The 12,584-nt window shown below is 60.5% G+C and carries 8 protein-coding genes; 2 read left to right on the top strand and 6 right to left on the bottom strand.

The window, feature by feature from the left end; translation table 11 throughout:
• Positions 1-2: 2 nt before the first annotated feature.
• The 3 genes from ACSSVH_RS15215 to ACSSVH_RS15205 form a co-directional block, all read right to left on the bottom strand.
• On the bottom strand, positions 3-962 hold the full coding sequence (locus ACSSVH_RS15215; protein ID WP_003218556.1) for an AAA family ATPase: 960 nt from the start codon (positions 960-962) through the stop codon (positions 3-5).
• A 245-nt stretch (positions 963-1,207) separates the two neighbouring features.
• Entirely contained in the window at positions 1,208-1,561 is a 354-nt protein-coding gene (locus ACSSVH_RS15210) for a hypothetical protein (protein WP_170041068.1), read from the bottom strand.
• 94 nt (positions 1,562-1,655) lie between these two features.
• Entirely contained in the window at positions 1,656-3,086 is a 1,431-nt protein-coding gene (locus ACSSVH_RS15205) for a dermonecrotic toxin domain-containing protein (RefSeq protein ID WP_492633399.1), read from the bottom strand.
• Positions 3,087-3,769: 683 nt separating this feature from the next.
• Here ACSSVH_RS15205 and ACSSVH_RS15200 point away from each other — a divergent pair.
• Positions 3,770-8,629, top strand: coding sequence for an NAD-glutamate dehydrogenase (locus ACSSVH_RS15200; RefSeq protein ID WP_170041071.1), 4,860 nt, complete (start codon positions 3,770-3,772; stop codon positions 8,627-8,629).
• 216 nt (positions 8,630-8,845) lie between these two features.
• Here ACSSVH_RS15200 and ACSSVH_RS15195 read toward each other — a convergent pair whose 3' ends face one another.
• From ACSSVH_RS15195 to ACSSVH_RS15185, 3 genes are all read right to left on the bottom strand, one after another.
• On the bottom strand, positions 8,846-9,523 hold the full coding sequence (locus ACSSVH_RS15195; protein ID WP_492633398.1) for a GntR family transcriptional regulator: 678 nt from the start codon (positions 9,521-9,523) through the stop codon (positions 8,846-8,848).
• Positions 9,524-9,538: 15 nt separating this feature from the next.
• Positions 9,539-10,240, bottom strand: coding sequence for an FCD domain-containing protein (locus tag ACSSVH_RS15190; protein WP_172311742.1), 702 nt, complete (start codon positions 10,238-10,240; stop codon positions 9,539-9,541).
• Positions 10,241-10,392: 152 nt separating this feature from the next.
• Positions 10,393-11,718 carry a C4-dicarboxylate transporter DctA gene (locus tag ACSSVH_RS15185; RefSeq protein ID WP_170041595.1) on the bottom strand — a complete coding sequence of 442 codons (1,326 nt, stop codon included), beginning with the start codon at positions 11,716-11,718 and terminating at the stop codon, positions 10,393-10,395.
• Positions 11,719-11,935: 217 nt separating this feature from the next.
• Between ACSSVH_RS15185 and ACSSVH_RS15180 the strand changes: the two genes are divergently transcribed.
• On the top strand, positions 11,936-12,565 hold the full coding sequence (locus ACSSVH_RS15180) for a DNA-3-methyladenine glycosylase I (RefSeq protein WP_492633397.1): 630 nt from the start codon (positions 11,936-11,938) through the stop codon (positions 12,563-12,565).
• The last annotated feature ends 19 nt before the right edge of the window (positions 12,566-12,584 follow it).

Here is a 12,584-nt window from a genome sequence, read left to right as displayed (position 1 = left end):
GATCAAGCGACGGCAACGACGTCGAGAATGCGTTGCACCACGCGGTCCTGGTCGATGCCGGCCGCTTCGGCTTCAAAGGACAGGATGATGCGGTGGCGCAGCACGTCGAACAGCACCGCCTGGATATCTTCCGGGCTGACAAAGTCGCGCCCGGCCAGCCAGGCGTGGGCGCGGGCGCAGCGGTCGAGGGCGATCGAGCCCCGGGGGCTGGCGCCGTAGGCAATCCACTCGGCCATTTCCGGGTCGAACTTGGCTGGTGTGCGCGTGGCCATGACCAGTTGCACCAGGTATTCCTCCACGGCATCGGCCATGTACAGGCCGAGGATTTCCTTGCGCGCGGCGAAGATCGCCTGCTGGCTGACCCGCCGTTCGGGCTTGGTCTCGCCGTTGAGCGCTTCGCCACGGGCCTGTTGCAGGATGCGCCGCTCCACGGCGGCATCGGGGAAGCCGATCTTGACGTGCATCAGGAAGCGATCGAGCTGGGCTTCGGGCAGGGGATAGGTGCCTTCCTGCTCGATGGGGTTTTGCGTGGCCATCACCAAGAACAGCGGCGACAGCTCGTAGGTACTGCGCCCGACACTGACCTGGCGCTCGGCCATGGCTTCAAGCAGCGCCGACTGCACCTTGGCCGGGGCGCGGTTGATTTCGTCCGCCAGCACCAGGTTGTGGAAGATCGGCCCTTGCTGGAACACGAAGCTGCCGGTTTCCGGGCGATAGATCTCGGTGCCGGTGATATCGGCGGGCAACAGGTCGGGGGTGAACTGGATACGATGGAACTGTGCTTCGATCCCTTCGGCAAGCTCCTTGATGGCCTTGGTCTTGGCCAGGCCGGGAGCGCCTTCTACCAGCATATGGCCGTCGGCGAGCAGGGCAATGAGCAAGCGCTCGATGAGTTTTTCCTGGCCGAGAATCTGCGTAGAAAGAAAGGTTCGCAGCGCGAGCAGCGCTTCACGATGTTCCATCGATGACGGTTCCTGGAAAGATGAGCCTGGGGATTGTGAAAAACGCCAAGGCCTGGGGCGCTTACTTTAATGCATTGGAGGGGCTGGCGACTAACGAACCGAGGGGTATTTTTTGCGGCTTACAGCAAAGGCCTGAGGTTTTTGGCGTTGATGAGGGCACCATCGCGGGCAAGCCCGGCTCCCACAGGTGGGAGCGGGCTTGTCAGGTCGCCCCATCGCTGCGATGGCGATTTAGCCGCCGCCAGTCAAAGCGTGCGGATGTAGGTGCCAGTGCCCTTGAGAATGTTCTGCAAGGTTTCTTCTACCTCGGCCAGGTCCGACTCGGCGGTGGCGTGGTTGATCTGCAGGTGATCACTGCCGCCCAGCGCATCCTTGTCTGCCGCTCCGATCTCCACCAGCAGGGTGGTCGCGCTCAAGGTGATCTTCAAGCCATCCAGGGTCGAAGGCTCGTAGTCCCAGGTCAGCTCCACCTCGTCCTCATCCGGATAACGGGACAGCATGAACATCTCGCCCTGAGTGCCGTGGCAGCACAGCATGGCCATGTTGTCTTCTTCGTCATCGCAAGGGGTGGCGAGCAGGTGGGCGGTGGTCAGTTGCATGTGGAGTCCTGTGTGGAAAGGCGGCGACAAGGCCGGCAGGCTGTAATTCTGCCATTACCTCGGGCTTTGTGTCGGCTTTTGTGTCAAACGGGCATCAGGGATTGAAGGCCCAGGCGCTGATTGTGCTGCTGATCGGTTTAAAGGCATTGCCCAGGCCACTGGTAAACAGCGGGACAAAGGTTTTCGCCGTGCCTTCGCTGATGAGCTTGTCTGCCTCGGGGCGCTTATTGATATAGCTGTCAATGCCAACGCCGAGCTCTGCTGCACCCACTGAGACGCTCGCTACTGTCAGTGCAGCGCCCAGCGGTGGGAAAGCGATACCTAGTGGAGCTAAAAGCAGCAGCCCATATTTGGCCCAATTCAAATACTTGAAGGCAGTCTTTGCCGTGACGTCGCGATTAAGTACGAATTGAAAGCGAGTGGCGTTTTTCAGGTCTTGCTCGGTGCGTTGCTGCAGTTCCTCAAACGGGTTCCCTTGGACTACCTGGCCATCGAATAGGCCGCCCTCGTCAAAGTACCCGAGCTTTTCTTGCGTAGCGACAGGAAGGTCACTGTTAAGCAAATTACGGGTGTTGTCTATGAGCGCATCAATGCCTTTGGACAGGAATTCATCGGGACGGTCCTGGGGGCGGAAGTACAGTTTGAAACTGTCGACTTGTTGCGGGTCCTTCAATTGTTCGGCCAGCCACTTATTCATGTGTTTCTTGGAGTCGAAGCCTTTCAACATGGACCCATGGCCAGGCAGGTACAACAAGACCCGGCCTGTGGACTTATCCAAAGTGTAAAAGGCGCGCATGTTAAAACCTTTGAACGTGAGGAATTTGGTTTGCAGATTTGGATCAGCCTTGTAGGGCTGTATCAGGTCATTGTGACTAAGGGACTGGTAACTTTGGTCGGCCGGTAGTCCTGCGGCACCCATGGCGATCTGTCGATCGTTTTCGCTCAGGGACCTGTGCGACGCCTGCAAGAAGGCGCCTCTGGAGGCTTGGGCATAGGCATGGCGGGAATTGCTGTTCCAGTAACTGTTCAGGTACTGGTCATAGGGGGACTTATAACTGTTATCCCATACCATCTGTTTGAAGTCGGTGGCGCTGATATCGACTCTATTGCTTGCATCATAGAGATGGGCAGTCGCTTGCGACGGCTCAGTGTAAATACCTTGAAAGTGGCTGGTGAACCCCGATTCATTTGGGCGCGCGAACCTGCCAAAGCCGTCAGGGTCGTGGGTATGTGTTGAGCTTTGTCTTATTTCAAAGGGCCCGTCTTCTTTTGAACGTAGCGCCCCGTGGAACTCAGGTTCGTCCTGCTGGTTGAGCCTTGCTGCCTGGGTCAGTGATATTTTTTGAACAATGACCCCGCTATAAGGTGGGGCGTTAGTGCGGTGATCATATTGAATGCTCACTAAGTAAGTTTTATCGGGGTCAATATCTTTACCGAACGTTTGCTTGATCTGGCGCCTGACGTGGAGCGAAGTGACTTCGTCCGGTGTCTTGGGGTAGGTGTAGTCGGTGATGAGTTGTTGCACGGCCTTATTGGTGGCTACGGGCGCTTTGAAACAGGCCGCCGTAAGGTCTTGCCCTGCAGTGACAGCACTACCCGGACGTGATGGTGCAGGGGGCTGCATGCAAGGGGGCTGGTGCCCTGGCAGCGGGGTGCGGAGGGCGGGGGAATATACGTTCAATAGCGCCTCGTTGAGTGGTAATAGAGCCTTTGTCGAAGGAAATACCTGCTCAAACTAAGTGACTCAATATTGAAATACGGTTCCTGCGCGGAGTTAGGAATTAGATTTTACGGATGTATGAAGTTTTACCGGGCGGCAGGTTGATCATGCCTGCGTGGCGGCTGCGCTTTTAATGCTCAACCTGCACCTGAGCGGTAGGAAGGGTTGCTCTTGGTGCAACCGCGCAATGCCGTGTGTTGACCGAATATGTCGCAGTGCAGCAAGCAGCCAGCTTGCCGCACTCGTTAAGCTGCGCAACGGATGTGCCTTTTGCGTGACTCTGACCTGCCCGCCGTACCGTCATGCGCAGGGGGGCATCCAGTGGACGTCGAATGTGACCTCATTGACTTGTCCAGCTTCACCCACCTGTCACCCTGATTCGTTTATGGTGTTTATCATCATCACCTGCGAACAGAAATGACGGTCTCCCCACCAGGGGATAACACGCGACGCTTCCATCAATAACAAGCCCAAGCGGAGTACCACAGATGGCGTTCTTCACCGCAGCCAGCAAAGCCGACTTCCAGCATCAACTGCAAGCGGCACTGGCGCAGCACATCAGTGAACAGGCACTGCCACAAGTGGCGCTGTTCGCTGAACAATTCTTCGGCATTATTTCCCTGGACGAGCTGACCCAGCGTCGCATGTCCGACCTGGCCGGTTGCACCCTGTCTGCCTGGCGCCTGCTTGAGCGCTTTGATCACACCCAGCCGCAAGTGCGAGTGTACAACCCCGATTACGAACGCCACGGCTGGCAGTCGACCCACACGGCGGTCGAGGTCTTGCACCACGACCTACCGTTTCTCGTCGACTCGGTGCGCACCGAACTGAACCGCCGCGGCTACAGCATCCATACCCTGCAAACCACGGTACTGAGCGTGCGCCGTGGCAAGAAGGGCGAGTTGCTGGAAATCCTGCCCAAGGGCACCCAGGGCGAAGACGTCCTGCAAGAATCGCTGATGTACCTGGAGATCGACCGCTGCGCCAATGCCGCCGAGCTGAATGTCCTGAGCACGGAACTTGAGCAGGTGTTGGGCGAGGTGCGCGTGGCCGTGGCTGATTTCGAGCCGATGAAGGCCAAGGTCCAGGAACTGCTGGCCGGTATCGACAACAGCCAGTTCGCCATCGAAGGCGAAGAAAAGGCCGAGATCAAGAGCTTCCTGGAATGGCTGGTGGGCAACCACTTCACCTTCCTGGGCTACGAAGAGTTTGTGGTGCATGACGAGCAGGACGGCGGTCATCTGGAATATGACGCCACTTCCTTCCTCGGCCTGACCAAACTGCTGCGCGCCGGCCTCACCGCTGAAGACCTGCGCATCGAAGATTACGCTGTGGCCTATCTGCGCGAGCCGACTGTATTGTCGTTCGCCAAGGCTGCGCACCCAAGCCGTGTGCACCGTCCGGCTTACCCGGACTACGTGTCGATCCGCCAGATCGATGCCGATGGCAAGGTCATCAAGGAATGCCGCTTCATGGGCCTCTACACCTCCTCGGTGTACGGCGAAAGCGTGCGGGTGATTCCTTATATCCGCCGCAAGGTCGCGGAAATCGAGCGCCGCTCGGGCTTCCAGGCCAAGGCGCACCTGGGCAAGGAACTGGCTCAGGTGGTTGAAGTACTGCCTCGCGACGACCTGTTCCAGACCCCGGTGGACGAGCTGTTCAGCACCGTGATGTCGATCGTGCAGATCCAGGAACGCAACAAGATCCGCGTGTTCCTGCGCAAAGACCCGTACGGTCGTTTCTGCTACTGCCTGGCCTACGTGCCGCGTGATATCTACTCCACCGAAGTGCGCCAGAAGATCCAGCAAGTGCTGATGGATCGCCTCAAGGCCTCGGATTGCGAGTTCTGGACCTTCTTCTCCGAGTCCGTGCTGGCCCGTGTCCAGCTGATTTTGCGGGTTGACCCGAAGAACCGCCTGGATATCGACCCCCTGCTTTTGGAAAAAGAAGTGGTGCAGGCCTGCCGCAGCTGGCAGGACGACTACGCGAGCCTGGTGGTCGAGAGCTTCGGCGAAGCCCACGGCACCAACGTGCTGGCGGACTTCCCCAAAGGCTTCCCCGCAGGCTACCGCGAGCGTTTCGCCGCGCATTCAGCCGTGGTCGACATGCAGCATCTGTTGAACCTGACGGAAGCCAAGCCACTGGTGATGAGCTTCTACCAGCCTTTGGGCCACGTGACCGGCCAGCAGGAATTGCACTGCAAGCTGTATCACGCCGATACCCCGCTGGCGCTGTCCGACGTGTTGCCGATCCTTGAAAACCTCGGCCTGCGCGTGCTCGGTGAGTTCCCGTACCGCCTGCGTCACGCCAATGGCCGCGAGTTCTGGATCCACGACTTTGCGTTCACCGCCGCCGAAGGCCTGAACCTCGACATCCAGCAGCTCAACGACACCCTGCAGGACGCGTTCGTGCATATCGTCAACGGCGACGCCGAGAACGATGCGTTCAACCGCCTGGTACTGACCGCCGGCCTGCCATGGCGTGACGTTGCACTGCTGCGTGCCTACGCCCGTTACCTGAAGCAGATCCGCCTGGGCTTCGACCTGGGTTATATCGCCAGCACCCTGAACAACCACACCGACATCGCCCGCGAGTTGACCCGGCTGTTCAAGACCCGCTTCTACCTGGCGCGCAAGCTCACCGCCGACGACCTGGAAGACAAGCAGCAACGCCTGGAGCAAGCGATCCTCACTGCCCTGGACGACGTGCAGGTGCTCAACGAGGACCGGATCCTGCGACGCTACCTGGACCTGATCAAGGCCACCCTGCGCACCAACTTCTACCAGACTGATGCCAACGGCCAGAACAAGTCGTACTTCAGCTTCAAGTTCAACCCCCACGCCATTCCCGAGCTGCCCAAGCCAGTGCCGAAGTTCGAAATCTTCGTCTACTCGCCGCGCGTCGAAGGCGTGCACCTGCGCTTTGGCAACGTCGCTCGCGGCGGCCTGCGCTGGTCCGACCGTGAAGAAGACTTCCGTACCGAAGTGCTGGGCCTGGTCAAAGCCCAGCAGGTGAAGAACTCGGTGATCGTGCCGGTCGGCGCCAAGGGCGGCTTCCTGCCGCGTCGCCTGCCATTGGGCGGCAGCCGCGACGAGATCGCGGCCGAGGGCATCGCCTGCTATCGCATCTTCATTTCCGGCCTGTTGGACATTACCGACAACCTGAAAGACGGCGCCCTGGTGCCTCCGTTGAACGTGGTGCGCCACGACAACGATGACCCGTACCTGGTAGTGGCGGCCGACAAAGGCACCGCGACCTTCTCCGACATCGCCAACGGTATCGCCATCGACTACGGCTTCTGGCTGGGGGATGCGTTTGCCTCCGGTGGCTCGGCCGGTTATGACCACAAGAAAATGGGCATCACCGCCAAGGGCGCGTGGGTCGGGGTGCAGCGTCACTTCCGTGAGCGCGGCATCAACGTGCAGCAAGACAGCATCACGGTGGTCGGCGTTGGCGACATGGCCGGTGACGTGTTCGGTAACGGCTTGCTCATGTCCGACAAGCTGCAATTGGTCGCCGCCTTCAACCACCTGCATATCTTCATCGATCCAAACCCGAACCCGGCCACCAGCTTCATCGAGCGCCAGCGCATGTTCGAGCTGCCGCGTTCGGCCTGGTCGGACTACGACACCAGCATCATGTCCGAAGGCGGCGGTATCTTCTCGCGTAGCGCCAAAAGCATTGCCATCTCGCCACAGATGAAAGAGCGCTTCGACATCCAGGCCGACAAGCTGACCCCGACCGAGCTGCTGAACGCCTTGCTCAAGGCACCGGTGGACCTGTTGTGGAACGGCGGTATCGGCACCTACGTCAAAGCCAGCACGGAAAGCCACGCCGATGTGGGCGACAAGGCCAACGACGCGCTGCGCGTCAACGGCAACGAGCTGCGCTGCAAGGTAGTGGGTGAGGGCGGTAACCTGGGCATGACCCAGCTGGGTCGTGTGGAATTCGGCCTCAATGGCGGCGGTTCCAACACCGACTTTATCGACAACGCCGGTGGTGTGGACTGCTCCGACCACGAAGTGAACATCAAGATCCTGCTCAACGAAGTGGTGCAGGCTGGCGACATGACCGACAAGCAACGCAACCAGTTGCTGGCGAGCATGACCGACGAAGTCGGCAGCCTGGTGTTGGGCAACAACTACAAGCAGACCCAGGCCCTGTCCCTGGCCGCCCGCAAAGCCTACGAGCGTGCGGCGGAGTACAAGCGCCTGATGAGCGACCTGGAAGGCCGTGGCAAGCTGGACCGCGCCATCGAGTACCTGCCGACCGAGGAGCAGCTCGTCGAGCGCGCCGCGACTGGCAAGGGCCTGACGCGCCCGGAACTGTCGGTGCTGATTTCCTACAGCAAGATCGACCTCAAGGAAGCGCTGCTCAAGTCCCTGGTGCCGGATGACGACTACCTGACCCGCGACATGGAGACCGCGTTCCCACCGAGCCTGGTGGCCAAGTTCTCCGAGGCCATGCGTCGCCACCGCCTCAAGCGCGAGATCGTCAGCACCCAGATCGCCAACGACCTGGTCAACCACATGGGCATCACCTTCGTGCAACGCCTCAAAGAGTCGACCGGCATGAGCCCGGCGAACGTGGCGGGTGCCTATGTGATCGTGCGTGACATCTTCCACCTCCCGCATTGGTTCCGGCAGATCGAGGCCTTGGATCACCAGGTCTCAGCCGAGGTGCAACTGGCGCTGATGGACGAGCTGATGCGCCTGGGCCGTCGGGCTACCCGCTGGTTCCTGCGCAGCCGTCGCAACGAGCAGGACGCCGCGCGCGATGTGGCGCACTTCGGTCCGCACCTGGCAGCGTTGGGCCTCAAGCTCGACGAACTGCTGGAAGGCCCGACCCGCGAAGGCTGGCAGAACCGTTACCAGGCCTATGTCGAAGCCGGTGTGCCGGAGTTGTTGGCGCGCATGGTTGCTGGCACCACGCACCTGTACACCTTGCTGCCGATCATCGAAGCCGCTGACGTTACCGGCCAGAGCGCTGCCGATGTGGCCAAGGCCTACTTCGCCGTGGGCAGCGCCCTGGACTTGCCGTGGTACCTGCAGCAGATCAGCGATCTGCCGGTGGGCAACAACTGGCAGGCCCAGGCCCGCGAAGCCTTCCGCGATGACGTGGACTGGCAGCAACGGGCGATCACCATCAAGGTTCTGCAAATGGCCGATGCGCCAGAAGACATGGAAGCCCGCGTGGCCCTGTGGCTGGAGCAGAACGCGAGCATGGTCGAGCGCTGGCGCGCGATGATGGTGGAAATCCGTGCTGCGGTCGGTACGGACTACGCCATGTACGCGGTGGCCAATCGGGAACTGTTGGACCTGGCAATGAGTGGTCAAGCGGTGCTGTAATCGGCTGCTAGAGCGTTAAAACAAAGCCCCGTCTCGCGAGAGACGGGGCTTTTTTGTGGGTTCGGCACAAGGTGGGGCGTATGCAAAATTTGCTGCCCCGACCGCCCCCTGTGGGAGTGGGCTTGCCCGCGATAGCGGCAGTCCAGTGACTGTTGCTGGCGGCTGACCCACCGCCATCGCAGGCAAGCCAGCTCCCACATTTGAATCTCTATGGGCTTACGCGAGTTTTGCTTGCAGATGATCCAGATGCTGGGTCATCAAGCATGCTGCCGTACCCGCATCCCGTCGCTCCACCGCTTCGACAATCTCTGCCTGCTCAAGCCAGGCGCTGGTGAACGCCCCTTGCCGGGCAATGACCAGCGAGGTCAACGGCACCAGGCTGTTGAGAAACTGCGCCAATGGCCGGTTGCCCGCAATGGCCGCCAGCAACAGGTGAAACTCGCCGTACAGGCGGATGGCCGGGCCTTGCTGGCCCTGCTCGACGCACGCCCGCTGGCGGGCCACCAGTTCGCGCAGGCGCCGCACCTGCCCAGGGCTGGCCTGTACGCACGCCAACTGGACCACGGTCACTTCCATCAAGCGCCGCGCCTCAAGCATATGTTGCACCTGCTCGGCATCCGGCGCCGCCACCTGGGCGCGCAGGTTGGGACGCAGGATGATCACTTGCTGCTCGGCCAGACGCGCAAGGACCCGGCGCAGCACGCTGCGGCTGACGCCAAATTGCTGGGCCAGGCCTTCTTCGGTAAAGCGGCTGGTGGGCACGATGCGCTGTTCGAGGATGGCATCGAACAGTCGTGGGTAAAGGTCATCCACCGATGGCCGTTTACCGGGCACCAGGCGCATGGCGGGTGGGGCGGTGACAGCAAAAGTGCGTTGCAGGGCGTGAGCGCTCATGGCCAGCCTCCAGAGTCAGTTGCCGAGATGGTCGTCGGGAATATTCAGGGCGGTGCCCATGCGCTGGCCCTCGTTGAGGATATGGCGGCGCATTTCGGCGCTGGCCAGGGCGCTGTTCTTGTTGCGGATCGCGCGCACCACAGCTTCGTTTTCCTGCAGGCGCTCGGCCAAGTGTTCGGGGGAATTGCGCAACACCTGGGCGCTTTGCTTGAGGGCGTTGCTGGTCTGCTGCACCACGTTCTGGAAAATCGGGTTGGAGGTCAGGGCGAACAGCTCCTCATGGAAGGCAATGTAGGCGTTCATCCCGGCTTCACTGTCGTTGGCTTCCAGGGCTTCGCGCATGTCCATCAGGGTCAGGCGCAGTTGGCCGATTTCCTTGCTGGTGATGGACTGGGCCACCAGGCCGACGATAAACGGCTCCAGGGTGTAGCGCAGTTGCAGGATATCGGCGAGGCTGGCGTCGGCCACGGCATCATGGGCGTGTGGCTCGCTGACGCTGGTTTCCAGGACGACCACGCCTTTGCCGGGCATCGAGCGCACCAGGCCGAGGGTTTCCAGGACGATCACCGCTTCACGCAGGCTGGGGCGGCTGATGCCCAGTTGTTCGGCCAGTTCGCGCTGGCCGGGGAGCATTTCGCCACGCCGCCATTGGCCCCGTGCCAGGGCGGCGCGCAGTTTTTCTACGACTGAATTGACGACGGTTGAGGTGCTGATCACGCCGGGCTCCTTATGTTGCAAACACAAACGGTAAAAATGGCGACGATTAACGGTGGGAGCGGGCTTGCTCGCGATAGCAGTGGATCAGTCAGCACAGGTAGGGGCTGACACACCGCTATCGCGAGCAAGCCCGCTCCCACATTCGATCTGCGCTAGAACTCCTGGTGCGCCGGCAATACCGGCTTCTTGGCCTGGAACGCATACCCTTGCTGCCCCTCCAGTACCTTGTTGGCCCGTTGCAGATCAATGTCCTTTTCCCAGCGGGCAATGGCCACGGTCGCGACGCAGTTGCCGATCAGGTTGGTCAGCGCACGGCCAATCCCCATGAACCAATCCACCGCCAACACCAGCACCAGGCCCACCACCGGGATGGCAGGAATAGCCGTCAGGGTGGCCGCCAGAATCACCAGGGCCGAGCCCGGTATGCCGTGGGCGCCCTTGGAGGTGATCAGCGACACCAGCAGGATGGTCAGCAGGTCGGTCATCGACAACGGTGTCCCGGTGGCATTGGCGATAAACACAATGGCCAGGGTCAGGTAGATCGAGAAACCATCGAGGTTGAACGAGTAACCAGTGGGGATCACCAGGCCGACGGTGGAACTGCCAATGCCCAGGTGTTCCAGTTTACGCATGATCTGTGGCAACACCGCATCGGACGACGCGGTGCCCATCACGATCAGCAACTCTTCGCGAAGGTATTTGAGCAGCGGCAGCATACGCAGGCCCGACAGGCGCATCACCGTGCCCAGGATCAGCGCGACAAAGGCCATGCAGGTCAGGTAGAACAGGCCCACCAGGCTGCCCAGGTGCTGCAGCGAATCCAGGCCATAGGTGCTGGTGGTAAAGGCGATGGCGCCGAAAACCCCAATGGGCGCCAGGCGCACGATCATGCCCATGATCCGGAAGATCACATGGCTCAGTTCGTTGATCAGCCGTGAAATGCCCGAAGCCGCTTCGCCCACCAGGTTCAGCGCACTGCCAAACAGCACCGAGAACAACAGCACCTGCAACACGTTGTTGTCGGCGAAGGCCCCGATCACGGAGTTGGGGATCAGGTCCATCAAGAACTGGCTGGTGCCCTTGATATGCTGGCCGCGATCCGCCAATTCATTGAGGCCTGCGGAAGACAGCTGTTCAAGGTGGATATTGGCGCCGCTGCCAATTCCGGTACTGAAGGCCAGGACCAGGCCGAGCACCAGGGCGATGGTGGTGAGGATCTCAAAATAGATCACTGACTTGAGGCCGATGCGCCCGACTTTTTTCAGGTCGCCCGCGCCGGAAATACCGCTGACCACCACGCAGAACACGATCAGGCCGATCAGCATCTTGATCAGCTTGATAAAGCCGTCACCCAGGGGTTTGAGTTGTGAGGAGAATTCGGGAAGGACCAAGCCGCACGCGATGCCGAGCATCAGGCCTATGACGACTTGCAGGAAAATCGAACGCGAGCACCATCTGAGCATGGGAGGGATCTCTATTCGGTGCCCTGGTGGGTCCAGGGCTTAATTGTTGTGGTCTTACCGGTAAGTCCAGTGCGCGGCCAGTCTACGCTCGGTTTTTTGCAAACTACAAGGGGATGAAGGGGTGTTTGTGTGCTCCGGTCTTACCAGTTGCTCGGTAACCGTGATGCTTGAGCGGTTGGCGGCCTGGAAAATTTTTCGCTTATCATCCCGGGCTTGGCCGCTGAGGTGATGTATGGATAAGCCGGGACTGACAACCGATGAAGCGGGACTGACCCGCTGTACATGGCGTATGGCCGCCGCCGAATACCCCGATTACCACGATCATGAATGGGGGGTGCCGGTGGCCGAGGATAGGGCGCTGTACGAGAAGATCTGCCTGGAAGGCTTCCAGGCCGGCCTGGCGTGGATCACCATCCTGCGCAAGCGCGAGCATTTTCGGCGGGCCTTCACCGGTTTTGATTTTCGCCGGGTGGCGCAGTACACCGAGGAGGATGTCCAGCGCCTGATGGCTAATCCTTGCATCGTGCGCAATCGCGCAAAGATCGTCTCGACCATCAACAATGCGCGCCGGGCGTGCGAGCTGGTGGATGAGCACGGCTCGCTGGCGGCGTGGCTTTGGGCGTTTGAACCGACGGCGGCCGAGCGCCCGGCGGTGGTGGACATGACCTATTGGACGGGCAACCCGACGTCGCCGGCTTCGGTGCGTTTGTCCAAGGCATTGAAGAAACGCGGCTGGACATTCGTCGGGCCGACGACGATGTATGCGTTTATGCAGGCAATGGGCATGGTCAACGATCACTTGGAGGGCTGCGCCTGTCGGCAACCGCTCGAAGACCTGCGGCGTCAGTTCAAGCGTCCCTGAATGGTAGGAGCTGGCAAGC

It is taken from the genome of Pseudomonas sp. HC1(2025), assembly GCF_058742075.1.
The sequence above is the reverse complement of the archived record's forward strand: the minus strand, read 5'-3'. Positions and strand labels throughout refer to the sequence as shown.